We start from the raw sequence: 24,353 nt of genomic DNA, 5'->3' as shown, positions 1-24,353 counted from the left end.
AAATCAACCTTTAATCGAGCCAATCATGACGCCTTTAACGAAATGCCGCTGCACGAACGGATACATCAACAGTACAGGTAAACTTGAGACGATAATTACCGCGTATTTAATACTCTCGGCAAGTAAAATTTTATCCTCCAGTCCAACGCTGCCGTCCACGGAAGCGGATTGGCTGATCAGCAAAATTTCGCGCAGCACCAGTTGAAGCGGGTGCAAATTCTCGTTGCGAATATAGATGAGCGCATTAAAGAATGAATTCCAGTGACCTACCGCATAAAACAAAACCATGACTGCCAGGATCGGCTTGGACAGAGGCAGAATGATACTGAAAAGCAGCCTCCAGTTGGAGCAGCCGTCGATATGGGCGGCCTCCTGCAGCTCCCAGGGAATGCTCGATTGGAAATAGGTCCTCATCACAATCAGATTGTAAGTAGCGATGGCGCCGGGAACAATCAGCGCCCACATCGTATCGACCATTCCCAAATCCTTGACCAGCAGATACGTTGGAATCAACCCTCCGCTGAAGAACATGGTCAGCGTGATAAACACCATGATGGCATTGCGCCCCGGAAGGTCAGGCCTCGATAGCGGGTAGGCAGCCAAGATCGTCATGATAATATTGATCACTGTACCGACGATCGTATAGAAGATCGTGTTGCGATATCCTATCCAAATCTTTTCGTTTTGCAAAATATTCGCATAGGCATCCAGCGTGACGCTTTTCGGCAGCAGCCAAACTTCGCCATTCAATACCCTTGTCGGATCACTGAACGAAGCGCTGACAATAAAAATCAACGGGTACAGCACAATGACGATAATGATCGAGGCAATCACGTATATAATGACATCGAATACCCGGTCATTCGCGGCTTCTTTTACTATCGACGGCTTGGGCATGGCGCGTCCCCTCCTTTACCATAAGCTTGTCTCTGACGTCTTACGCGCAATCCGGTTTACGAACAGCAGCAGGATCAGATTGATGACCGAATTAAACAGCCCGATCGCTGCCGTGTAACTGTATTCTCCCTTTAAAATGCCTGTCGTGTAGACAAACGTGGAAATGACGTCGCTCGATTCCAGATTCAAGTTGTTCTGCATCAACAATATTTTCTCAAAGCCAATGTTCATGAAATGGCCGATATCCAAAATAAGCAAAATGATAACGACAGGCGCGATTCCCGGCAAAGAGATGTGCCAAATGCGCCGCAGCCTCGATGCCCCGTCCATCTTGGCCGCCTCGTAGAGCTGCGGGTTCACCCCGCTCAGTGCCGCAATATAGATGATGGACTGCCACCCCATGTTCTGCCAGATGTTAGAACCAATAAAGATGGTCTTGAACCAGCCGGCTTCCTCAAGAAAGCGGATCGGCATACCGCCAACGGCCTCAATCAACTGATTGATCGGACCACTATTGGGCGAGAGGAACACGTTCAGAATGCCAACAATCACAACCACCGAAATAAAATGCGGAATGTACGTAATGTTCTGCAGCCATTTGCTGAAAGTCTTGTTGCGTATTTCATTGATGATCAGCGCCAGCAAGATCGGAATCGGGAAGGCGATCAATAAGGAAAACAAATTGATGGAAAGTGTATTCCACAACAGCCGCCAAAAATAATACGAATCGAAGAAGCGTTCGAAATGCCCGAAGCCCTCCCAGCTGCTGCCGAGGATCCCTTTTGCCGGATTGAAATTTTTAAACGCGATCTGCAGCCCGTACAACGGACCATAATGAAAGACCAGATACCAGACGACCGGCAGAAGCAGCATGAGATACAGATCATAACGCTTGGCCATTTGCCTTAAAAGGCGGGGACCCCGCCTCGAATCGCTTCGAGGCAGAGCCATCGATGTATCGGCTTTGACACGCTTCATGGGCATCCACTCCTTATCCATGATGTAGCAGCATTATTTCTGCATCTTGTCATAGGCATCCTGATACAATTGCTCCAGCTCGCCTACTTTCATCTTCTTGAGCGTGGATTGGAATTCTCCCCATTTGTCGAAGCTAAGCGCGCCAACAATGAATTTCGTGCTTTGCTCTTCGTAATATTTGTCGATATCGTTTCGCAGGATGTTGACCTGCTGTGCGGTTTGCTCATCAAACATCGGAGCCGCATAACGAACCTCCGGCATGAACGGATCCAGCTTCTGCTGCGCCTCCTGTACCTGCGGCGGATTGATGAAAGAAGAAACCTGCTCGCTGATGAGATGAGGTGCCCCTCCCCCGGCGTAAGGCGTGATTTTGGCCTGATTGGTAATATCCTTCAGGAAATCCTCGGTATAGAACGGAATCCCGTCCTTGAGCTCATAATGCTCTCCTTCCCTGCCGAACCTCAGAAGCGTCGATCCTTCGTCGCTATAGAAATAGTCGATCCAGCGCATCGTTACTTCCGGGTACTTATTAATGGACGTGATGGCAAAGGCTCCAAAATCCCGCGCAATCGGCAAGGCCTGGCTTTGCATCCGATCTCCGTTCGGGCCAGCCGGAGGCGCGATTCCGGTATACTGGTCCTGGATCGACAAGAAATTATTGTTGGTCTGGTCAAAGAAGAATCCCGCATTGCCCGACCCCTGCTTGGCCAAATATTGCGCTTCGGTGTGTGAGAATATCTCGGGATCCAGAAGCTTCTCCTTGTAAAGCTTGTTTAAGTACATGAGCATCTCTTTATTCTTGTCGCTGCCCATCCAGATGCTGACTTTGTCATTCTCGATATTGACGTTATAGCCGAGCTGGGAATCCAGTCCGAATGATCCGCTCATTGCGGCCACAACCGGCAATCCGAGCCGAGCCGTCATCGGGATTTCGTCCTGTTTACCGTTGCCGTTCGGGTCCCCGTCACGGAAGGCCAGCAGCACTTCATACAATTCTTCCGTCGTCTCCGGCACCTCCAGATTCAGCTTCTCCAGCCACATCTGATTGATCCATTTCTTATCCGTCCGTGCCGCGCCCAGCGTTACAATGCCCGGAATCGCATAGATATGCCCCTCCGGCGTTGTGATACCCGAGCGAATTTCGGGATATTGCTCCATCAATTTTTTCAGATTCGGCGCATATTCATCGATTAGGCCTTCCAGCGGAATCAATTGCCCTGCCGATCCGTAGCGAACGGCCTCGAGCGGGGATAGGCCGGAACGGAACAAGGCATCAGGCAGCTCGTTGGAGGCGAACAACAGATTTTTCTTCTCCTGAAAACCATCCGTCGGCGCTTCAATGAATTCAACCTTCACATTGCTCAATTTCTCGTAATCCTGAAATACCGGCATCTCTTTGAACGGACCGTTCACGGGTGCAATCCGGGTGAACATCTTGAGATCCACGGGCTGCTCTACAATCGGAAACCCTGTAGCATGAACCACATTCTCTGTACCTTCGGGTGTTGCCTCTTTCTTCGAACCTCCATCGGAACTGCATCCAGCCAGCATCAAGCTGGAAGCGATCATTGTGATGACCGCGTTTCTTCCCCAGCGTTTACGCATAAATAAGCGACCCCCATATCCCTTCATTCACCAAGCGCCATTTGTAAGCGTTTACTATTGGTGTGTGATTATTATAATTCACCCTTCAAGACGGCCCATTACAAAAATATGACCATTTACTCCACATATTTTACGGTTTGTGAGCGGCGACCTCCCCGCACGGCTCTTCTGCCGATCTGAATACTTGGTTTTTGGCCTATCCTCTTCCCAAGCGGTTCAAATACTCCTGTGGGGTCACCCCCGTTATTTCCTTGAATACTTTGAAAAAATAGTTATGGGTCGTAAAACCCACTTGATTGCTGATTTCCTTGATCGAGTATTTGCCGCTTTCCAGCAGCTTCCGCCCTGCGTCGATCCGAACCCGATTCAGATACTCCGAGAACGTTCGCTGCGTTTCTTCCTTGAAGATTCGGCTTAAATAAGAAGAGTTCAGGCCGATGGCACCCGCGGCAAGCTCCAGCGTGACATAACCCGGATACCTCTCCAGAATAAAATGAACAGCCTGCGTGACATGGCGGGAATACGGTCCCGCCGCACGATGCTGCTTCAGCAGGGCAAGCAAGTCCGCATAGTAGGATTGCAGCCATTGCACCAGCTCCCCGACACTGCCGATTCTTCCGAGCTCGCTTCTTGAAGGAAGCTTCTCCTTCGCGGCTCCAACAGATGGCATCCATGTCTTCCACGCCTTATCCCCGGTTTGCATGAGCTCACTGACGAACATCTGGATCGTATGCGAATGGACCGGAAGATGACGGATCGAAGCAAAAACAGAGGCGATTAAACCGTGCACGCCTTCGATGTCCAGTCGTTCAATCGAAAGCAGCAGCTGTTTGTGTTCCTCGATCGTCAAAGATACGCGCTGATGGTTGCCGCCTGCAAGTCCCCCCGCCCGGCCCGGCATCCTTGGTGCCGCATGGCTTCCGGACGGCTCCATGGTGGAAGCGTCGAGCATCCGCTCAGCGGAGCTATAACTTGAGCCAAGTTGTGACAAGCTGGTGCATACATGTCCGACGGAGACCACGCATTTTAGATTAAGGAACAGCTCGAGCGCATGCTGAAGCTTCCTCATCCGTCCGGCTATCTCATTCTTTATGGCATGTTCGCTCCGCTCCTTGAACGCAAACACGACAATAAACCGTCCATCCTCCACGTAAGCTGCCGTCCGCTCCTGAATATCACCCAAGCTCTGCTGCATCATATCGACCACCTGCTGAACCAGCCGGTTCGTTTGCACGTCGCTGTATGACTCCGTCAGCAACAGAAACGGAACAATCTGCACAGCCGCTGCCGCATAGCTTAAGGCGTGGGTGTACAGGCGGTTTTTTTGTGAAAAAGCCTTCACCTCCGTGGTTGCATCCTTCCTCCCGCTAACGAGATACACGATATAATCACGGAGCAGCACGGGACCCGGCCTTTCGGCCACGGCCTCGTTAGTCATGCGTTCTTCCAGCAACCGATCCTCCTGCCGCAATTCCATGACCGCTTTATTTAACAGGGTAACCAGCACTGCACCGTCCAGCCGATGCTTCAACAAATAATCAATGGAGCCGTTCTTCAGGCACTCCCTCACGTAGTCATAATCATCATAACTGCTGAGCATAATCGTCTGAATGAACGGAAACCGTTCTTTGATCGCCCGGTTGAGCTCTACGCCGTTCATTTCGGGCATATTCACGTCAATGATCGCAATATGCGGGGGAGACTGCTCAATCATGGCCAAGGCCATCAATCCGTTATGCGCTTGGCCGCATAATTCGAATCCATGCTCATTCCAGTCCAATAACGTTCTCAGATCATGCCGCACGAGCGGCTCATCATCAACGAGCAGCACTTGAAACATGGCTTTATATCACCTCTTGTCGGGATTTGTCCGAACTCTCCATTTTTTTCGGCAGCCGGATCTCGGCCTTCGTATATAAACCCGGCTCACTGTACAGCTTGACGCCGTACGAATCGCCGTACATGTGAACGATCCGCTCATGCACATTGCGCACGCCCATACCGCTAAAACGGGAGGTTTCTGCCTTCGTGCCCGTCCCACCCAGCAGGTGTGCCCTTTGCCCTTCCGTTATGCCCTTGCCATTGTCGATCACTTCAATCCTCAGATCGCTGCCCTCATCGCATACGCGTATCAGCACGAGCCCTTCCTGCTCCATCGCTCCGATTCCATGAATGATGGCATTCTCCACAAGGGGCTGCAGCATCAGCTTCAGCACCCGGCATTCCAGCAAAACGTCGTCCTCGATCTGGGTAACCATTCGGATCGGCTCCATATACCTGTACTTCACGATCGAGATATAGCGTTCAACATAATCCAGCTCCTCCCTCACCGTCAGAAATTCACTCGAATTGCCCAGAACGCCGCGCATGAGCTCAATCAGCGATCCGGACACCTCTTCGATATTCGGCACGCCGTTCATCTTGGCCAAATACTTGATCGTGTTCAGCGAGTTGTATAAAAAATGGGGATGAATTTGCGCCTGAAGCGCCGTTAACTCGGCCTCCCGCTTCTCCTTCTCGCTGACCCGGATCCCTTCCAGCAGTCGCTTCAATTCCTCCACCATGCTGATAAAGACGCGGTACAGCTGCCCGGTCTCGTCTTCGCTTGTTATCTCTTTTCTCGGAAACGTAAGATTCCCTTCCTTCACAAACATCATTAATGACTTCAACCTCCGGATATTAAGGGTGATTCGGGAAGATACCTGCAGCGAACCGATCAGGACAACGATGAAGACGATAACCGATACCTCCGCCAACAGTTTACGGAGCTTTGTCGATTCGCTAAGCAGCGAATCCATCGGTATCAAAGCCAGGGTAGTCCATCCCGTATAACCGGATTGGCGGCTGACAACGATGTAGTCTCTGCCGTCAATGCCTTGCTTGATGGCATCCCGATTCCCTGCGAGTTCTCCGTGGATGCTGAGGATCTTCTCGAACGACGGGGCAAAGGACGGCGCCGATTCTGCCTCATAGACAAACCCGCCCTGCTTGTCCAGCACGTAGATCATGCTATCGGTGGTAGGCTTCACGCCGTATGTTTTTTGGATGAAATCATAATTCAAATCCACCATGACAACCCCGATCGGTTCCCGGTTATATCGGATCTCCCGCCCGATCGTGATGGCATCCGACACCCCGGTCTGCTTGAAATACGCATGACGCGATCCATTCTGGAGCATGTAATCCATCATTCCGGTCCCCAAGACCGTCTTGTCCAGCCACGGACCACCCGAGAAAAACACCTTGCCGTTCAAACCGACCACGGCAATCCGTGAAATATAAGGCTTGTAATCGATCAGCACGGATAGAAACTCATCGATCCGTTTCTGCTCTTGAAACCATTCATAGCTAATTTCTTCATGAGGGCTCAGTAAGGTGTCGATCACCGTATTTTTGTTGGTCACCACGACGGTGTTCAGCCGGTCGATCTCTTCCAGCATCATATTCAGTGATTCATCCGCCTGCCTGATGCTGTCCGAAACCGAGGTGATCGCATTTTGCATGATCGTCTCGCGCATGCTCATATACACGATGACCGTAATGGAGACGATGGACACGAGCGTAACCGCACTGAACGCAATGAAAATTTTCCCCTGAATACTTCGTCTGGGTGATATCCACCTTTGAATCGTAGAGAGTTTCATGACGCGTGTCTCCTTTTTCCAGATCAGAAGAAATCGATAGTAAACGTTTACAAAAGCGTGTTGCCGTCCGTACGGTCAGCATTGAGCTCCGCGCATGGTTATGGGAGGCACCTTATAATAGATCTTGAAAGCCCTGGTGAACGAATACAAATTCGGATAGCCGAGAGATAAGGCAATCTCGGTAATCGTTGCGTCCGTTTCTTGTAACAACCGTTTTGCCTTTTCCATTCGTATGCGCTGAAGGTATTTTAACGGCGGCATTCCTACCTGATGGGTGAACATATTGGAGAAGTACGACCGATGCACCCCCGCGAATTCGGCAACCTGTTGTACGGAAATCCCCTCGGTAGCATGCAGCTCCATATAATCCAAACACTCGTGAATCCATCCCGCTAGCTCCGTCGGCTGTGCGGAAGCCATATCCGGGACCATGCCGGCGAGCAGTCCATAAATCAAGCCGTGCAGCTCCAGCGATACCGCCGGTTTCCAGCGCTCGACACCGGCCAGGGCATCAATCACGCGTTCGGAGGATTCTTTGACCTTAGAGGATATCATCTGTTTGCCGAACGGGCTTTCCGGAAATAAGCCGGCCAGCGCAAGCAATGGCTTGACCCTGTTCCCGTCCACTGCCAACCAGCTCATCTGAAGCGGTGTATCCGCGGGAAGCATGTGATAATAATAGGTCCGGCCCGGGAACAGGCAGAACAGATCATTCTTCTGCAGATCCACTCGCTTGTCATCGAACTCTAGCCGTACCATGCCCTCATGTACAAAATGCAGGCTATAACACTCGATTCGCTTCGGTCCGACTCTGTAATTGGGCTTGGCAATGCTTCGCCCCGCCCGGACAGGCCAGATCTGTTCCTCTTTATCCAAATATCCCGGCGTATAATAGATGAATTCCGCATATTCATATTCGTATTCCTGCATCATGGCTCCCTCCTCTTCCTTCATTTTTCCATCAAGAATAACAAAATGACAACAAAAATATAACACCTCGCTATTTTTATAACCCGTTATTTTCAATATCATCATACTAGGAGGCGATTACACTTGTCGAGAAGACCTAACATTTTGCTAATCACAAGCGATCAGCAGCATTGGAATACAATCGGAGCCTTTCAGCCTGAAATCTCTACGCCCAACCTGGATCGCCTTGCGCGTCAAGGGACGACGTTCGATCGGGCGTATTGCCCCAATCCCACCTGCACGCCGAGTCGAGCCTCCATCATTACGGGGCAGTACCCGAGCCAGCATGGAGCATGGACCTTGGGGACGAAGCTGCTGGAAGACCGCCATACTGTGGGGGAAAGCTTCCAAGACGCAGGCTACCGGACCGCACTGGTGGGAAAAGCGCATTTTCAGCCGTTGAAATCAACGGAAGATTACCCATCCGTGGAGGCCTACCCGATTCTTCAAGATTTGGAGTATTGGAGGAATTTTAACGGGCCATTTTACGGATTCGATCACGTCGAGCTGGCCCGCAACCATACGAATGAGGCCCATGTCGGACAACATTATGCCTTATGGCTCGAGGAGCAAGGATGCGCCAATTGGCGGGAGTACTTCCTACCGCCTACGGGAACCATGGATCCTTCCCAAACGTACACCTGGCCCATCCCGGAAAAATACCACTACAACACCTGGATCGCTGATCGAACCAACTCTCTTTTGGAAGAATATAAGAAAGCGGATGACCCCTTCTTTATGTGGGCGAGCTTCTTCGACCCGCACCCGGAATACCTGGTACCGGAACCATGGGCTTCGATGTACGATCCGGAACAACTCACGATCCCATCCCTGACGCCAGGTGAGCATGACCGCAATCCGCCGCACTTCCGCTTGACGCAGGAAGAAGATCCGGATTTTTCACATCTCGCTGAAACCGGGTTCGGCATTCACGGCTACCGTTCCCATCACTATTACGAATACGGTTCGAAATCCAGGTTAACGGAGTACGACAAGAAGAAGCTGGTCGCTGTGTATTACGGCATGATCAGCATGATGGATAAATATATCGGCAGCATTCTCGATAAACTGGATGAACTGGGACTGACCGAGGATACGATCGTTGTCTTCACCACTGATCATGGACATTTCTTCGGCCAGCACGGCCTTCAAGCCAAGGGCGGGTTCCATTACGAGGATTTGATCAAGCTTCCATTCATTGCACGATATCCAGGGTGGGTGCCTGCCGGAAAAAGGACAACTGCAATGCAGTCCCTGGTCGACCTGGCCCCTACCTTCCTCTCCTTCTGCAATATACCGAAACCGCCAGCGATGACGGGCATCGACCAAAAGGAAGTGTGGCTCGGTAACGCGGACGCCGCGCGGCAGCACGCTATCTGCGAATTCCGGCACGAGCCTTCGACAATTCATCAAAAAACGTACATCGAGCAGCGCTATAAAATCACCGTTTATTACAATCAAACCTATGGCGAGCTCTTTGACCTAGATGCAGATCCCGGCGAACTGCGCAATTTATGGGACGAACCGGGGTACGAGCAGCTGAAGGCAGAGCTTCTGCTCAAATACATCTGGGCCGAGCTTGGCAAGGAGCCGATGCCGATGCCGAGAATTCATCACGCCTAATGGAAAGGAAAAACGCATACTTTAGCAGGCTGAAAGAACGGTTAACGCTGCTGGCCCGGCTATTTTGGACCTTCTTTCGCATCGGGCCTTCCACCTTCGGAGGCGGATATGCGATGCTGCCCATTATTGAGCGCGAAGTGGTAAGCAAGAAAAAGTGGGTAAACGAGGAGGAAATCGGTGAGCTTATCTCGCTTGCCGGTTCCGCTCCCGGTGGAGTCGGCGTGAATGCGGCCGCGATGATCGGCCACCGGCAAGCCGGCATTGCCGGGGCTGTTTCGGCCGTGCTTGGCGTGACATGCCCCACGTTTTTGATCGTGATCCTGATCAGCGTAGGTGCCGTGTATTTTCCGGATCAACCCAAGGTTGAAGCTGCCTTAAAGGGGATGCATGGCGCCGTTATTGCGTTGATCGCTGTCGCGGCTTACCGGATGGCCAAACATGCCGTCTTTGATGCAACGACAACGATATCCGCCCTAGCCACCGTTTCCGTGATGCTGTTTACAGGGGTGCACCCCCTCTATCTTATTGCGCTAAGCTTACTATGCGGAATGGCTGTCATTCAGATAAAAAAACGGCTGGGCCTTCAAGCGAATACAGAGAAGAAGGCAGGGATCAACAGCTGCCCGGAACTGGAATATTACATTTGAGCGAAACGAATCGGGGCGATTGAAACATGTATTGGGACTTGTTCATGATGTTCATAAGTGTAGGCCTCGTGTCCTTTGGCGGCGGTTATGCGGTAATCCCGGTCATTCAGAAGGAGGTAGCGGAAAAAGGACTGCTGACTGCTGCGGAATTCCAGCAGACCGTGGCGCTGGCCGGCATGGCGCCCGGTTCGATCGCCACCAATGCCGCTACGCTGATTGGCTATCAGTCCGCCGGCTATATCGGAGCCGCCGTCTCAACCGCGGGCATCATCCTGCCGTCGCTGGTCGTCATCGTGCTGCTGTCCGCCCTCTTCTATCGCATGCGGGGCAATCCATATGTACAATCTTCTTTATATGGCCTGCGTCCCGTAACGACAGGACTCATTATATATGCAGCTATTCATTTTGGGTATCCCGATGAGGGTGAAGGGCTCATTCAGGGCCTCATTCCTACGCTGCTGATTTGCGGAGCCTGTTTATTTCTCTTGCTGAAGTATAAACTTCACCCGTTGTTGATACTTCTCATGGCCGGCGCTGCCGGTATTGTTTTATTCTAATAAGTTGGATGGCTGTCGGCCGTACGTGAAGGATTGGACAAGGTCGCCTTTCCAAACGCACGAATAACAAGCCGGAACCTTCATGGTCCGGCTTGTTTTAGTTTCTTTTTTTATGGTGTCATCCGTTCCGAAATCCTCTTGGCCATCCACTCGTTTACTTCCCATAGATCAGTAACAGGAGCTCCTGTGAAGGGAAGCGTATGCATGTAACCGGAATTGGCAGGCCCGAATTCAGGCGTTATGCTGGTATAGCTGAACCCTTGCTCGCTCCGGTATTGGACAATTCGTTTCCACCACGTTTCAAATGCGGCCAGTTCCCGGCTATATTCAGGCGCTCCGGGATGGGGAACCTGCGGCCCCTGAGCGTAACCTACGCGCGCGTGTATATGGACGGCACGGCGAATAGCGACCTCCATGTCTTCCGCATAATCCTCCAGCATGGTCTCCGTCACACAGCACCAATGGCTGAAATCAGCCGTAATGCTCAGCTCAGGGAATTCCTCCAGCAAGCGGCGCGTTGTCCATGGCGTGAACATCGCCCGCGATCGGTGGGTTTCATGGCCGATGGTAATGCCGACCTCTTGCTCAATCTTCAACGCGGCTTCGAAAAAACCCAACTGGTCCTCTATCTTCATGCCATCCCGAGCACTATGGGACACGATCAGTTTCGGATCGAAATCGGCAGCCCGGCGTACCTGCTCGGCGAAGGTTTCTTGATGGGGAACGGAAGTGACCACCTGGGCAATATAGTAAAGCTGCAGTTCGGCAAGCAGGTCTTTGAATTCGCGTTCCAGATCCCGAGGAGGCAGCGGGGCTTCAATCCCCGCGTAACCGGCTTGTGCAGCCCGCGTCAATTGGTCCCTGTAGCTTCCTTCCATGCCCCATAGGGCTTTATACAGCTGAATATTCAATTCGCGAAGTCTCCTTTTCCCCTTCAGGTTATTCGTTGACGAATTTCGTTCCGGCTATGTTCTTTCCGCGGGCCAGCCACACTTTAAAGCCGGGGTTCTTATCCGGATAGACAAGCGCTTCCGTCGAGAAATACCGCATGGTGTAGCCGCAGCGACGGTACGGGCTAGTATTCGGGGCTGCGCCATGAATGATGCGCGAATCGTGAAGCGAGCATTCTCCCGCTTCCAACTCGAAGTAAACCGCTTGAGACTCATCGACGGAACCGCTCTTAATTTGGGTGTCGAATAAATTGCTCGCCCGATCTACTTCCTCATAATCCGAGAAGCCGTTACGATGCGTACCTGGAATGACCCGCATGCATCCGTTTTCCTTCCAACTGCGATCGATCGCCAGCCATACGGTGATAATTTTGTCGAAGCTGCTTAATCTGCCATTCCAGTAGGCCGAATCCTCATGCCATGGCGTAGCACGTCCGACATGCGGATCTTTACAGATAAAGTGGCTGGACCACAACCCGATATTCGGACCAATGATCGGTTCAACCAGATCCAGTACCTCATCGGATAACAGAAAATCGAGCAGCCTTTCGTCACGGAAATGCGGCGTATCCAGCTCGTCGGATAATTTGCTGCCCTTCTCCTCCAGCTGCTCTTCAAAGATCGATGTCAGAACCTGCATTTTTTCGGCACTAAAGAGCGGCTTCTTGTACAAGTAGTACCCATTTTCCTTATAAAACTCAACTTCTTGCTTCGAAAGGGCTTGCGTTGTCATCATCGTAACCTCCAGTCAAGTAGGGATTTCGTTAACTGTGGTCATTATATCCCGGACGGTCAGAGCCATACTGCGCATTCGTTAGGATAAATGCTGCATATCTTCGGTTTTTTCTGCCTTGTTGCGGTACTGTCGGGGGGACATTCCTTTTCGCTGACGAAACACCCTTTCAAAATGCCCCAATGTATTAAAGCCGGAGACGTAACAAATTTCGGTAACAGGCAGCGAGGATGCCTGAAGCAGCGATTCGGCGAATTGCATTCTGACATTTTGCAGATAACGTTGAAAAGATTGCCCCACGGATTTCGAGAAACACTCGCTGAAATAAGTAGCCGAGTATTGGGCCTGGCCAGCTGCATCCTCCAATCTCAAATCCTCACGGAAATGATGATGAATGTAGATCAGAGCCTTTTGCAGGTTTAAGTTGAGCTGCCGATCTCTCGTCCCGTTCGTGGGCTGAATGCGATTTGCGGCGCTGCCACGATACAGATCCACCAACAGCCGCTGAAGCGTAGCCCGGATCACGATCTCGCTGCCTTCCCGCCAGGTTCCGTTTTCCTCCCTCATCCGTTCATAGTCGGCGAATACCCCCGGGAGCTGCTTCTCCTCAAGTTGTGCTTGCAGCAAAAGTTTCCCGCCAAATAACCAATGGTAGACGCTATCATCCATCATGGCTTCGGTGAAAATGACATTATAAATTTCAAGTGGTTCCTCTTCCAAGGAAGCCAGCTCATGAAAATCGGCTGGCGTCAGCAAGAAGATGGTTCCAGAAGACAGCGGATACGACGAACCGTTGAGCCTGTGTTCGCCTTTTCCGGAAACCACATAACTCAGCTCGTAAAATTCATGCCAATGCAGTGGAATTGTCCCCGGATGAATGCCGTGAAACACCTGAACAGGCGCGTGGGGCTGCAATCGGTAATCTTCATTGGTTAGCCTGGGGGGCTGCTTGGTTTCCACTTAAAACGCTCCTTTCGCTTTTGATTTCACAATAATTCCAACACGGATAAGAAAAACAGGCTAGAATCCTCTTCGAGCGATGTCCTGCCGGTGCGATTCGGCCAGTCTTGCGAAGTATCGAATGATGAAATCCCGGAACAGTACCGCAGTATGCGTGAGGTATCGGTCCTCGGGCCAAGACAAGGAGATTGAGCGTTTGCACCAGCTTTCTTCGAGCCGCAGTTGGACGACATCAGGTCCGGTTGATCCGCTCCACGTAACGGCTGGCAGGAAGGCAACTCCCTGACCGGCTCGAATTAATCCTCGGACGGTGGCGGGATCGTCGCTCTCAAATCGGATACGGGGGGTAAATCCGGCAAGGCGGCAAAAGGCATCGGTTGTTTCACGCAACGATTTACCCGGAGGCAGGGTAATGAAGCTCTCTTCCTTGAGCTCCTGCAAGCTGACATGGTTCCGATCCGCGAGCGGGTGCTCGGCGGGAACGGCAACCACGATATCCTCTTCGAGCAAGCAGACCGACGATGTTCCTTTTGGTGGTGTTGCGCCATCGGATAGGCACAAATCGAAGCTCGGCATACCTTCGAATGACGAAACGTGCTGCTGCAATTGAAACTCTGCATTCGGCCATTCTTTGCGGAAATCAGCCAATAGATCCGGCAGTAAATGCGAGGAGACGCGAACATCAAGCGTGATGGCGGTGGGGGCGCTGCCATTAGCATCCTGCAGCTGCAGCTTTCCATCCTCCAGCGCTTGCAGCGCGATATCCACTTGATGGAGAAACAGCTTGCCGTGCTCGTTCAGCCGTATCGTTTTACGCTCCCGTTTGAACAGCTTGGTTCCAAGCTCAGCTTCAAGCGACGCGATCATTTTGCTTAGTGCCGGCTGAGAGATATGTAGGCTATGGGCTGCTTTCGTCATGTGCTGCATTCGGGCGGCAGTCTGAAAATACTTTAATTGCAACAGTTCCATTCCGATCCCCACTTTCCACAATACATAACCTGTAAGTTATTATTAATATAATTCAATATATATTAGGGTTCATGAAATATACAAGATATAATAGTCTCAAATCGTAAGGATAGGGGACAATCAACTTGATCGTACAGATATTATCAGGAAAAGTTGCAGGCGAAAAATTAAAAGGTTCGTATGTATTCCGGGGCATCCCTTATGCAGCCCCGCCAATCGGTAAGCGAAGATTCAAGCCTCCGGCACCTCAGCTCTCCTGGCCGGGCGTGAGGCAGTGCAATCAATTCGGACCCATCGCACCGCAGAAGCATAATCCGCAAGGCTGCATGCCGGAGCTTGTGCAGTCCGAAGACTGCCTAAACTTGAATGTGTGGACTTCAGGTGCAAGCGATAAGCTAAAGCCAGTCATGGTCTATATCCATGGCGGCGGTTTCGTATCGGGCAACGGAGCGGAGTGTGATGGATCACGATATGCAGCAGAGGATGGAATCGTCTACGTATCGATCAATTATCGGCTTGGTGCGCTAGGTTTCTTATATTTGGGAGGAGTGCTGGGCAAAAAGTATGAAACCTCCGGTAACAATGGAATGCTGGATATCGCTGCTGCCCTCCAATGGGTCCAGCTTAATATTGCTGCTTTCGGCGGCGACCCGTCGCGCGTAACCGTCATTGGCAACTCTGCCGGGGCCAAGTGTACCGCCACCCTCTACGTGATGGAAGCGACACAGGGCTTATTTCACCGGGCCATTGCCCAAAGCGGCGCAACGCAGTCGATACGGGATTGCCAAACCGCCAATGTCACGACTCTCCGGCTGCTTGAAGAGCTGGGGTTATCGCAAGCGCAGGCGCATCAGCTGCTTGAACTTCCTGCGGAGAGAATCATCGAAGCGCAGTCGGCGATCGGCTCCGACACCTCGCGCAGTCTGCATATATTCGGCCCGGTTGCCGACGGCCATGTCATTCCGTTGGATCCGCTGGCGAGTCTAGCCGGGAACGCCGACCTTCCACCGCTGCTGATCGGCACGAATGAGAATGAAGCGGCTATTTTTATCCATAACGATCCCGTGCTTCAGTCTCCGGCTCTCGAGACGCTCGAACGATTCTTCGGAGGGAATGCCGCTGTGGCGTGGAATGCTTATGCTCGTTATGAGCAATCGATGGCATCGGGTGAAGCGTGGAGCATAGCATTGACCGAACATCTCTATACGATTGGAGCGATGCAGTTCGCAGAAGCCGTGGCATCGTCCGGAACATCGGTGTGGATGTATCGGCTTCAATGCGGCGGCACACTCGGCGCGATACACGGTTATGAAGGCAGTCTCATCCATGCGGCGTTACCCGACAATCCTATGCCCACATTGCCCACCATTGAGGATCCATATGTTGTAACAGCTGAGAGTTATGCACTGGCCGGCGCCATGCGGGAAGCATGGGTTGCATTTATACAAAGCGGAGATCCGAATATCCATGCGCTGCCGGCTTGGCCCGTCTATGGAAGCGGGCACGCCACCATGGTTCTGGACAAGGCTTGCTGCGTTCGCGAAGACCTGCCGGTTCCGGCTGGGATCGGCGTTCCCCATCCGGTTTGGAGGATGGTCTGATGCAGTTAGTCGATATTGCCCTCGTTATGGTGCTGCTCGGACTCCTTCTCGGTTTCGTAGGTGCAGGCGGCTCAGGTTTCATTATCTCCATCCTAACCGTCGTATTCGGTTATCCCATTCATACCGCGCTGGGTACCGCACTGGCGGCGATGTTCTTCTCGTCGCTTTCCGGTTCTGTCAGCCATTACCGGGAAGGGAACATGGTACTGAAGACGGGGGCCGTCGTCGGCTTGGCCGGTGCGGCAGGGGCATGGGTCAGCTCGGGCTGGTCCTCGCTTATTCCCGAGGATAAGCTGGGCTTCATGACATCCGGTATGCTGTTCGCCTCTGGACTAGCCTTATGGTTCAGGATGCTGTACGTCTCACGTCGGTCGAAGGCTTCCGGGAACTCGATGCCATCCGTCGTCCATGACTTCCGATACTGGCTGCAGGCGCTGCTCATCGGACTCATCACCGGCGCCTTATCGGGGCTGTTCGGAATCGGCTCCACCCCTTTCATCCAGTTAGGGCTTATGCTGATCCTCGGCATGTCGATGCGTTTTGCCGCCGGCACGACCATGCTGGTCATTATGCCAATCGCACTGGCCGGAGGAGCCGGGTACTTCTCCATCGGGTACCTGGATGTTCAACTGCTCGTCGCTGTTGTGATCGGTACGATGTCCGGCTCGTATGTGGGAGCAAAGTTTACGAAGCGGGTACCCGTTGTCTTGCTGAAAACCTGCATGGTCCTCACCCCAATGATTGGTGCTGCCATTCTATTGCTGTAGAGGTTGCCCAACCAGTTAGGGAGTTGAGTGAGCAAGCATTATCTCTTAGTTAATTGCTGCTCAATCACCCATACATGTCCTGCCGGAACTGTGAAGGCAGCAGTGCTAGAGTAAAGGGCAGATAATTTTATGCCCCTCCGGGTAGAAGGGCCACCCAACTGGTGGCCCGAACCCCCACAGAACTAGCCGCAATCGGCCCAACCATTTTCGGATTTTTGCATGATGTAACAAACAGTTGGACCCTTCCGCTTCTCAATATTGGTCACTGCATCAGTATTGCTTTTCATATTCGGTCTAGGGGCAGCTAGAAATCGATTTGTAGGCTCTGCTAAATCATAATTAAGGGAAAGGATGATTCAATATGTTTCATCAGGGAAAATGAGCTGACCGGAGCAGATAAATAAAAAAACGTACAGATCCCCAAGCTTATATTGGGAATGTGTGCGTTTTATTAATGAATGGATAGATTCAGATGGATTCAATTACATGGAGATATCCACGTCCACCCGCTCCGGTCGGATAGCAGATTCAATTTTTTTATAAGCGACAGCCGCTGTAAACATAAACAAACAAGTGAACACTGTTGTCAGCGGGAGCAGCAGCACGACATCATGCGTGAAGATGAACGGAAGCAGCGGGAAAGCATATATCGCGGGCATACGAATCTTAACCACCCACTGCAATAACAGCATCAGCATCATATCCAGTACCGTTATGATGACCAAAGAATCCAAAACCAGAAACAGCAGTGTCCCCATCGTCGCGGATATAGTTAGTGCAGTTCCCTGCTTCAATGCCAGCTTAGCGCTGTACTCACTTTTTTGAATCGACTCATACACTACGACAATGATGGGCGGAATGACGGCCAGCTTCCCGAAGCCGGTGATCCAGCATATTCCGATCCACATAAAGATCAGACACAGGAAAAAATACGTATATTTATAATGGATCTGCGCCTTCTTCTCCAGGGATGCATTCATTCGAAAGAATATGACCACCAGCATTAATATTAAAGTGGCGAGGAAAATGATCAGGACAAGCTTCCAATCATGCCCGTCGGTGATCAGAGGCAGCAAGCCGGTCGCAAGGGACGGAGCGAAGTTGGATTGGATCAAACGCAAACAGGCCATAATCAAGATGAAATCGATACCCACTTTACAGAGATAAGCAGCAGGAAGATGATTGACGGTAAAACCGATCACGGATGTGAGTGTGGGAGCAAGGAAAATCTGAAGCGGATGCCTGAGCCAATTCGGATCCCGGTAGACCCACATGGCGATCACCATGGCTGCGATTTCGGGCAGGATGAACTCATGATTATGACTAAGTTCCGAAGCCGCGGCCATCAGGATAATCATGGCGAAGGCCATCGTGTAAGCCAAGAGATTTTTCCTTTTCTTCGTGTTCATGCATCCTCCCCTTATTTCAGCAAAACGTCCGCGCTTCCCTCGTAATGAGAGGTGTCTCCGTACAACTCGATGAATGGATGAGAATCATGAAATACAATTTTGCTTAAGCTCGCTGAAGGAACATCCGGCAAATTCCCCATGTCGCTCAACTGCATTCCGGAATAATGGTTCATTAACGTCTTTAAGGTCATGCGGTGGGTTACGATCAGAACGGTTCCTCCCCGATAGCTTAGCAGGATTCTTTCCACAGCGGTTACCGCCCGATCCAGCAGCTCGGGATAGGCCTCTCCCTGTCCTGTTGGACGGTATAAATGAGGCTTATGCAAAAAATGATCAAACTCAGCGGTATGCTCATTCTGTATTGTTGGTACGCTTTGTCCTTCCCACAGCCCCATGTGAATTTCCTTCAGTTCATCTAATTTAACGATTCTTTCCGATGTGCTTCCGCAAATCATCTGTGCCGTTGTCAACGCTCTCGGACTGGGACTCGAAAAAATCGCATCAAACGTGACCGTCTGTAACCGGTCACGCAACCGTGCAGCCTGCCGTCTGCCTTCAGGTGTTAACGGTGAGTCCATATGCCCCTGCATCTTCTGTTCCACGTTCCATTGGGTCTGGCCGTGTCTTATGAAATAAATGGTGGTGGTCGTCATGTTGCTCCCTCCTTTGTTGGTAATTGAAGTATACGTCCGCAATGTATAAAATAAAAATATATGTTTTATATTATGTATTAACAAAATGTATAGAAGGTGATGGGATTGTCTCTCAATCTGCATGCATTGATGCTGTTCTATAACGTCGCTCTTGCCGGAAGCGTTACCGAGGCCTCCAAGAGGCTGAATATCAGCCAGCCTGCCATCTCTGCCCAAATTCGGAATTTTGAAAAACAGTACAACGTCATTTTATTTGAGAAAAAAGGAAGAAACCTGGTTTTGACCTCTTTTGGCCAAAAGCTGTTTAAACCCACCGAAAAGCTGTTTCTTCTCGAAGAGCAAATCGAAACCATGATTGAAGACTATCATCAACATCCGCAGGGAAAACTTCGGCTCTCCGGAAATTACCTGGCGACCAGCGTTCTGATCCCCAAGTGGGCTTCCTTATTCAAGCAAAGGTATCCGAAAGTGGAAGTGGAAATCACGACGGTGAATTCACAAGTTGCACTTGAAAGATTGACGAATTACGAGGCGGATATCGCCATCTTTGGAAATAGCGAAATTACAAACCAGAATGACCATTCCCTCCATTGCCTGGAATTATATCAAGACGAATTCAAATTTGTGGTTGCGCCGAATCATAAGTATGCCAACAGGCAAATTTCCATGGAAGACATGGTGAAAGAGCCATTTATTATGCGGGAGGAAGGCAGCACGACCCGAAAGAGGCTCCTTGAGCTGTGCAGCGTTCAAGATGTCAGCCCACCAAAGATCGAACTGCAATTTAACGGCCTTAATGAAACCATCCAGGCTGTGGTCGCCGGATATGGCGTCAGTTTTGTATCCTCTCTTGTGGCCAGTCCATTCATCAAACGGGGAGAATTAGCTAAAGTGGATGTCATTGGCGTCCGTTTTACCAACAAAATCGTGCTCTGCTCTCATGATAAAGATGATCTGGAGGGATTCATCCGCGATTTTATTTCGATCGCAAAAAAAGGCTAGATCCACGCTGAAATGGTCAATGGTCGTTTATCGATTAAAAAAGGAAGCCGTTTTTTCCGGCTTCCTCCAAATGGTACTATCCATTAATAAGCGGTGATTCTTAGCTCATCTCATCGTTATGAACGACCAGTTTCTTTTCACTCGTCGTTACCGATGCCCCTTCATTTTCCACATGGGCTTTGACGAAATACTCCCCGCCTTCAGAGAACAGCGTTTTAATCCGGTAATTCCCATCCTGGTCTGGAATGGCAGTGATCATATCATGTTCGGCGCTGTCTTTTTTCCATATTTCGAATTCGACTCGCGCGGTATCGACGATTGGATCGCTTCCCTTCGTTATATGGGCATCTATGAGAATGGCGCGGCCGGATACGAGGACGTCTTGAACAGGATTCACTTCAACTTGCAGCTTTTCCAATTCTTTGGCCTCTCCCCCGCCAACGCCGGAACAGGCGGCAGAGATCAATAAACATACAATTGCAATCAAGGGCAGCACACTTCTTCTCAAACGAATCATCTCCAAATCTCGTATAGTCCAAATCTCGTGGTGCATCCTAAGTATACAGAGACAAGTCATTAAGAAATAATATATTATATGTCCGATATATAAATAATAAGTATATATGGTAATAGAAGGTAGTTTCCAATTGCATCAGTAACAAAAAAAAAAGAAGCCCGATTCATCGACTTCTTTTTGTACTTCCGATTATATTTCAAAAGCTAATTTGTATTATATCAAACGCTAAACATAAAGGTTTTCTAAATCGAAACTATAAGTAGGCGTGCTCCACAACAGTTCATGCTAACACACTCGTTCTACCCATCTTCGCCGATCATTTGCAGCTCAATTTGTTTCATTTCATAAAAATATCCCTGTTGCTCCATCAGCTCTAAATACGTGCCCGCTTCAATGACTCTGCCTTGGTCCATCACCAAAATCCGGTCCATCTCTTCCAAGCCGTTCAGCCGATGGCAAATCAGAAGAAGCGTATCGTTAACCGCTTGCGCCAACAGATGCCGAAAAACACGCTGCTCCGTAACGTAATCCAGTGAAGACGTCGGTTCGTCCAGAAGCCATAACCGTCCTTCTCGGAGCATCGCCCGAGCCAAGGCTAAGCGCTGCTTCTCTCCATCCGACAAGTTCTCCCCTTTTTCATATACCATATCGTCCAGAGACTTATTCGGCAGCTGTACTTTATCCAGCATAACCAACAACGCCTGATCGGAATGATGTTCCTCATTCAACAGCAGGTTGTCCCGAACGGTGCCCCGAAAGAAATGACTGTGCTGCAGCACTACCTTTGAGGCTTGCCAAATGCTCGCTTCATCCAGTTCCTTAATCGAAGTATCATTTAAACGAATCTGGCCTTCTGTCGGTGTGCGCAGCTTGAGCAGCAATTCGATGAGGGTTGTTTTCCCTGATCCACTCGGACCGACAATAGCGGTTTTAGACCCCGGCGGAAGATAGAGGGAAATGTCCTTCAGCGCTGGACGCCATTCATCTTCATATTGAAATGAAACACCGCTTAGCTCAATGGAAACGGCTTTCTCGACGGAAAGGACACCGCTTGGCTGCGGCGGCTGCCTATCTGCGGCAAGAACCGTTTCCGCAAGCCGCTTAGCCGCATGTTCGCTATCCAGCTTATAAGCGGGCAGTGTGGCCATTGGTGCAGCTTCTTCAAACACCGTAAGCGAAGCCATGACCAGCATGGCGAGAAACACGCCGGCAAGCGAGCCGTCCATAATCAAATAGGCGCCAAGAATCAGTACGCCCCACGAAATCAGATACGTTACAAAAACATGTAGTAATTGCCCGCGCAGCAAGTGCCGGGCTGCCGCTTGCTGTTCCGCTGCCAATGCGGCGGAGGTACGCTGCAGCTGCTGCTCGCGCTTGTTCATTTGCCCGTATACTTTCAAATCGCGGAAACCGTAAAGCAGTTCGGTCACTTCTGTGGAAAGCGCCGCTCGCTCTTGGCGAACGCGGCCATATATCCTTCTCTGTCCAAGAAGAACAAGTGCAGGAACCACAAAAGCCGTTGCCAGCATCCCCAGCACAAACAAACAGGCAATCCAGAATGAAAAGGCGGAAGTAAACAAAACCGTAGCCAGAAAGACCATGACAACAATGACAGGCGGATAGGCGACACGCAGAAAGTAATGCTGTAAGCTCTCCACATCCCCGACGATCCGTGCGAGCAGTTCTCCGCTCCGTTTTTTGCCCAATATCCCTGGCGTCAAAGGAACAAGCTTGGCAAAAAAGGATGTACGCAAACGGCTGAGCAGAGAGAATGTCGCCCGATGGGAATACAAGCGTTCCGCATAGCGGCTTGCCGCCCGCAGCAGACCAAGTATTTTTACCAGGGACGTCAGCACAATCAAGGTATAGAGAGGCGGGGCAAATACAGTCTGGGAGATCAGATACCCGCTTGCGGCGAAGAGGCATACACCTGCGATGCCGGCAACGAATCCTCCGATGATGGCGATGGCAATATCCTTCCGTTCCTGAATCATCGCCTTGGTTAAAATAGCCAGCTCATTCATGCGAGTCCCCCTTTCCGCTGGGCATCCACCATTTCAGCATATTGGGGCAGACGCGCAAGAAGCTCATCATGGCACCCGCTGTCCAGCAGCACTCCGTTGTCCATAAACAATATTCGGTCGGCATGCCGTATCGTGTACAAGCGGTGCGCCACGGTAATCATGGTCGCCTTGCTTGCAAGCTCGGCAATGGACCGCTGTAAGACGCGTTCGGTGTGCAAGTCCAATCCGACGGTGGGTTCATCAAACAAAATAACGGCAGGCCGCTTCAAAAAAGCACGCGCCAGCGCTAGCCTCTGCTTCTCGCCGCCCGACAACCCCCGGCCCCCTTCGCCGACAAAGGTGTCATAGCCCTGCTCCAACTCGGCTGCAACCGCAGCTAGTCCGGCGGCCTCCGCTGCCTGCACGACTTCGCCCCTGGAGGCGTCCCTGCCCGCACCAATCGCAATATTGTCGGCAAACGTGCCGGCAAAAATATACGGATGCTGGGTAATGTAGCTAACATGATCAAACCAGTGAACCTCATCGTATTGCGCAAGCGGACGTCCGTTCACCAGCACTTCTCCCGACGTCGGCGCAAGCAGCCCGGCAATCACATGCAGCAAAGTGGTTTTACCGGATCCGCTTTTACCGACAATGGCGATTTGCTCCCCTGGTCCAAACGACATGGAGCCGGCTGCAAGCTCGAACGAATCCGGCGCATACCGAAACCGGACATCCCTCAGTTCGATGGATGGCGGCATCCGAATCAAACCCAAGTCGGCTGTCTCAGGCTTATCCGCCGTATCCATCTGATCACCCCTGTTTGTTCTGTCCTTTTTCCCGGCGCCCTCTTGCCCATCTGTCACTGCTCCTGCTTCCCTTGTTTCCGTGAGCATCTCCTCTACTTTTCGGACAGCCCCCATGCTGGTACGACCGCTATGAAAAGCAGTTCCCGTGTTTTTTAGCAGGCTATAAAACTCGGGCACCAGCAGCAGGATCAAAAAGGCAGTGTGGAAGGAAAGCGATTTGAAAACCAGCAGCTGCAGCGCCAGCTCAAGCGCGACAACGCCAATGCTAAGCATAACGATGGATTCCAGCATGAAGGTGTTGGTAAACGCAATCCGTAAAATGCCCATCGTTGCATCCCGATAGCCCAGGCTGCTGCGTTCAATTTCCTGTTGCTGATGATCGGTCCGACCAAACAGTTTGAGCGAAACCAGCCCTTGAAGAGAGTCGAGAAACGTACCGGAAAACTCGGCCAGCTGTGCGAATTTCTCCTCCGATTTGTTCTTCGTTTTCAGCCCCACAAGCACCATAAAAATCGGGATAAAGGGGGCGGTAACCAGCATAATCAAGCCGGAATTCATATGCTTAGTAAAAACAATGACCAGAATCAGGACGGGAATGATGGCGGCTTCTATCATACGCGGCATATACTGGCTGAAATAACTGTCCGCCTCATCCACCGCATCCAGCGCCACACTGACCTTTCCGCCCGTTTGTCCACGAAGCGTTGAAGCTACGGAAGCATGGGCCAGCTTACGCAGCACCGCTGCTCGCATCTCCGTCTTGGCGCTTGCAGCCATGTGCAAGCCAATGATCCCGTTTCCATAAGACAGCAGCGTCCGCGCAGCCATCACAGCCAGCAATGCGCCAAGTATGACAACAACCGACGAAAAGGAAGCCCGCTGCACAAAAATCCTCTGGACCGCTTCGGCGAGCAGCGCGGCCTGGCCTGTCATGGCTGCACCGAGCGCAAGCGACATAATCCCCAAGAGAATAAACCATTTCCTTTGTGCGGACATTTGCTGAGACAGCAGACTGGTTTTCCCCTTCAAGTAACTCCCCTCCTTTATACCAAACCACTGC

21 protein-coding genes and 1 pseudogene are annotated in these 24,353 nt (G+C 51.1%); 7 read left to right on the top strand and 15 right to left on the bottom strand.

Annotated features, from left to right (window positions below):
- Window positions 1-3 precede the first annotated feature (3 nt).
- The 6 genes from MHH48_RS04100 to MHH48_RS04075 form a co-directional block, all read right to left on the bottom strand.
- Entirely contained in the window at window positions 4-897 is an 894-nt protein-coding gene (locus MHH48_RS04100; protein WP_076325965.1) for a carbohydrate ABC transporter permease, read from the bottom strand.
- A 15-nt stretch (window positions 898-912) separates the two neighbouring features.
- Window positions 913-1,875: an ABC transporter permease subunit gene (locus tag MHH48_RS04095; RefSeq protein WP_076325966.1), complete on the bottom strand. Its 963-nt coding sequence runs from the start codon at window positions 1,873-1,875 to the stop codon at window positions 913-915.
- Between the two features lie 33 nt (window positions 1,876-1,908).
- Entirely contained in the window at window positions 1,909-3,480 is a 1,572-nt protein-coding gene (locus MHH48_RS04090) for an extracellular solute-binding protein (protein WP_076325967.1), read from the bottom strand.
- A 196-nt stretch (window positions 3,481-3,676) separates the two neighbouring features.
- Window positions 3,677-5,320, bottom strand: a complete 1,644-nt coding sequence (locus MHH48_RS04085) for a response regulator (RefSeq protein WP_076325968.1) — start codon at window positions 5,318-5,320, stop codon at window positions 3,677-3,679.
- 4 nt (window positions 5,321-5,324) lie between these two features.
- Window positions 5,325-7,124 carry a sensor histidine kinase gene (locus MHH48_RS04080; protein ID WP_076325969.1) on the bottom strand — a complete coding sequence of 600 codons (1,800 nt, stop codon included), beginning with the start codon at window positions 7,122-7,124 and terminating at the stop codon, window positions 5,325-5,327.
- A gap of 75 nt (window positions 7,125-7,199) precedes the next feature.
- A complete protein-coding gene (locus tag MHH48_RS04075) occupies window positions 7,200-8,054 on the bottom strand; it encodes an AraC family transcriptional regulator (protein WP_076325970.1) in 855 nt (284 codons plus the stop codon).
- 123 nt (window positions 8,055-8,177) lie between these two features.
- On the opposite strand from MHH48_RS04075, the gene MHH48_RS04070 reads away from it, so the two are divergent.
- Genes MHH48_RS04070 through MHH48_RS04060 form a run of 3 tightly spaced genes read left to right on the top strand, consistent with a single transcriptional unit; the run spans window position 8,178 to window position 10,920 of the window.
- Window positions 8,178-9,716 (top strand): sulfatase-like hydrolase/transferase, encoded by a 1,539-nt coding sequence (locus MHH48_RS04070; protein WP_076325971.1) that lies wholly within the window; start codon window positions 8,178-8,180, stop codon window positions 9,714-9,716.
- A complete protein-coding gene (locus MHH48_RS04065) occupies window positions 9,716-10,363 on the top strand; it encodes a chromate transporter (protein ID WP_076325972.1) in 648 nt (215 codons plus the stop codon). Before MHH48_RS04070 ends, MHH48_RS04065 begins: the two co-directional genes overlap by 1 nt.
- Before the next feature lie 26 nt (window positions 10,364-10,389).
- Complete coding sequence (locus MHH48_RS04060; protein ID WP_076325973.1) at window positions 10,390-10,920, top strand: chromate transporter; 531 nt, start codon at window positions 10,390-10,392, stop codon at window positions 10,918-10,920.
- A 110-nt stretch (window positions 10,921-11,030) separates the two neighbouring features.
- On the opposite strand, the gene MHH48_RS04055 is transcribed toward MHH48_RS04060, so the two are convergent.
- From MHH48_RS04055 to MHH48_RS04040, 4 genes are all read right to left on the bottom strand, one after another.
- Window positions 11,031-11,831 (bottom strand): TIM barrel protein, encoded by an 801-nt coding sequence (locus MHH48_RS04055; RefSeq protein WP_076325974.1) that lies wholly within the window; start codon window positions 11,829-11,831, stop codon window positions 11,031-11,033.
- A gap of 28 nt (window positions 11,832-11,859) precedes the next feature.
- Window positions 11,860-12,606, bottom strand: coding sequence for a phytanoyl-CoA dioxygenase family protein (locus MHH48_RS04050; protein ID WP_076325975.1), 747 nt, complete (start codon window positions 12,604-12,606; stop codon window positions 11,860-11,862).
- 78 nt (window positions 12,607-12,684) lie between these two features.
- Entirely contained in the window at window positions 12,685-13,563 is an 879-nt protein-coding gene (locus MHH48_RS04045) for an AraC family transcriptional regulator (protein ID WP_076325976.1), read from the bottom strand.
- Between the two features lie 60 nt (window positions 13,564-13,623).
- Window positions 13,624-14,532 carry a LysR family transcriptional regulator gene (locus MHH48_RS04040; RefSeq protein ID WP_076325977.1) on the bottom strand — a complete coding sequence of 303 codons (909 nt, stop codon included), beginning with the start codon at window positions 14,530-14,532 and terminating at the stop codon, window positions 13,624-13,626.
- 125 nt (window positions 14,533-14,657) lie between these two features.
- On the opposite strand from MHH48_RS04040, the gene MHH48_RS04035 reads away from it, so the two are divergent.
- The 3 genes and pseudogenes from MHH48_RS04035 to MHH48_RS04025 form a co-directional block, all read left to right on the top strand.
- Window positions 14,658-16,133, top strand: coding sequence for a carboxylesterase family protein (locus tag MHH48_RS04035; RefSeq protein WP_076325978.1), 1,476 nt, complete (start codon window positions 14,658-14,660; stop codon window positions 16,131-16,133).
- On the top strand, window positions 16,133-16,900 hold the full coding sequence (locus MHH48_RS04030) for a sulfite exporter TauE/SafE family protein (protein ID WP_076325979.1): 768 nt from the start codon (window positions 16,133-16,135) through the stop codon (window positions 16,898-16,900). The genes MHH48_RS04035 and MHH48_RS04030 overlap by 1 nt, the downstream gene beginning before the upstream one ends.
- Before the next feature lie 182 nt (window positions 16,901-17,082).
- Window positions 17,083-17,239: pseudogene (locus MHH48_RS04025) on the top strand (MFS transporter); the annotation flags it as partial.
- A gap of 143 nt (window positions 17,240-17,382) precedes the next feature.
- Here the strand turns inward: MHH48_RS04025 and MHH48_RS04020 are convergent.
- Window positions 17,383-18,309: a hypothetical protein gene (locus MHH48_RS04020; RefSeq protein ID WP_076325980.1), complete on the bottom strand. Its 927-nt coding sequence runs from the start codon at window positions 18,307-18,309 to the stop codon at window positions 17,383-17,385.
- A gap of 11 nt (window positions 18,310-18,320) precedes the next feature.
- Window positions 18,321-18,962: a histidine phosphatase family protein gene (locus MHH48_RS04015; protein ID WP_076325981.1), complete on the bottom strand. Its 642-nt coding sequence runs from the start codon at window positions 18,960-18,962 to the stop codon at window positions 18,321-18,323.
- A 105-nt stretch (window positions 18,963-19,067) separates the two neighbouring features.
- On the opposite strand from MHH48_RS04015, the gene MHH48_RS04010 reads away from it, so the two are divergent.
- A complete protein-coding gene (locus MHH48_RS04010; protein ID WP_256720820.1) occupies window positions 19,068-19,964 on the top strand; it encodes a LysR family transcriptional regulator in 897 nt (298 codons plus the stop codon).
- 100 nt (window positions 19,965-20,064) lie between these two features.
- On the opposite strand, the gene MHH48_RS04005 is transcribed toward MHH48_RS04010, so the two are convergent.
- The 3 genes from MHH48_RS04005 to cydD all read right to left on the bottom strand — a co-directional run bounded on the left by MHH48_RS04005 (window position 20,065) and on the right by cydD (window position 24,322).
- On the bottom strand, window positions 20,065-20,472 hold the full coding sequence (locus MHH48_RS04005) for a FixH family protein (protein ID WP_076325983.1): 408 nt from the start codon (window positions 20,470-20,472) through the stop codon (window positions 20,065-20,067).
- Window positions 20,473-20,780: 308 nt separating this feature from the next.
- A complete protein-coding gene (gene cydC, locus MHH48_RS04000) occupies window positions 20,781-22,505 on the bottom strand; it encodes a thiol reductant ABC exporter subunit CydC (protein ID WP_076325984.1) in 1,725 nt (574 codons plus the stop codon).
- Window positions 22,502-24,322, bottom strand: a complete 1,821-nt coding sequence (cydD, locus tag MHH48_RS03995) for a thiol reductant ABC exporter subunit CydD (protein ID WP_076325985.1) — start codon at window positions 24,320-24,322, stop codon at window positions 22,502-22,504. Before cydD ends, cydC begins: the two co-directional genes overlap by 4 nt.
- Window positions 24,323-24,353: the final 31 nt, after the last annotated feature.

Origin of the sequence: Paenibacillus sp. FSL F4-0100, from assembly GCF_037993005.1 — a bacterium.
Taxonomy (GTDB): Bacteria; Bacillota; Bacilli; order Paenibacillales; family Paenibacillaceae; genus Paenibacillus_AQ.
This window is presented reverse-complemented; position numbering and strand designations above follow the sequence as displayed.

What these genes read in the sequence shown, in the direction of transcription:
- cydC (WP_076325984.1), bottom strand. Translation starts at nt 22,505, where the DNA reads ATGAATGAGCTGGCTATTTTAACCAAGGCGATGATTCAGGAACGGAAG.
- MHH48_RS04050 (WP_076325975.1), bottom strand. Translation starts at nt 12,606, where the DNA reads ATGATGACAACGCAAGCCCTTTCGAAGCAAGAAGTTGAGTTTTATAAG.
- MHH48_RS04090 (WP_076325967.1), bottom strand. Translation starts at nt 3,480, where the DNA reads ATGCGTAAACGCTGGGGAAGAAACGCGGTCATCACAATGATCGCTTCC.
- MHH48_RS04015 (WP_076325981.1), bottom strand. Translation starts at nt 18,962, where the DNA reads ATGACGACCACCACCATTTATTTCATAAGACACGGCCAGACCCAATGG.
- MHH48_RS04095 (WP_076325966.1), bottom strand. Translation starts at nt 1,875, where the DNA reads ATGAAGCGTGTCAAAGCCGATACATCGATGGCTCTGCCTCGAAGCGAT.
- MHH48_RS04085 (WP_076325968.1), bottom strand. Translation starts at nt 5,320, where the DNA reads ATGTTTCAAGTGCTGCTCGTTGATGATGAGCCGCTCGTGCGGCATGAT.
- MHH48_RS04040 (WP_076325977.1), bottom strand. Translation starts at nt 14,532, where the DNA reads ATGGAACTGTTGCAATTAAAGTATTTTCAGACTGCCGCCCGAATGCAG.
- MHH48_RS04030 (WP_076325979.1), top strand. Translation starts at nt 16,133, where the DNA reads ATGCAGTTAGTCGATATTGCCCTCGTTATGGTGCTGCTCGGACTCCTT.
- MHH48_RS04020 (WP_076325980.1), bottom strand. Translation starts at nt 18,309, where the DNA reads ATGAACACGAAGAAAAGGAAAAATCTCTTGGCTTACACGATGGCCTTC.
- MHH48_RS04060 (WP_076325973.1), top strand. Translation starts at nt 10,390, where the DNA reads ATGTATTGGGACTTGTTCATGATGTTCATAAGTGTAGGCCTCGTGTCC.
- MHH48_RS04080 (WP_076325969.1), bottom strand. Translation starts at nt 7,124, where the DNA reads ATGAAACTCTCTACGATTCAAAGGTGGATATCACCCAGACGAAGTATT.
- MHH48_RS04065 (WP_076325972.1), top strand. Translation starts at nt 9,716, where the DNA reads ATGGAAAGGAAAAACGCATACTTTAGCAGGCTGAAAGAACGGTTAACG.
- MHH48_RS04075 (WP_076325970.1), bottom strand. Translation starts at nt 8,054, where the DNA reads ATGCAGGAATACGAATATGAATATGCGGAATTCATCTATTATACGCCG.
- MHH48_RS04100 (WP_076325965.1), bottom strand. Translation starts at nt 897, where the DNA reads ATGCCCAAGCCGTCGATAGTAAAAGAAGCCGCGAATGACCGGGTATTC.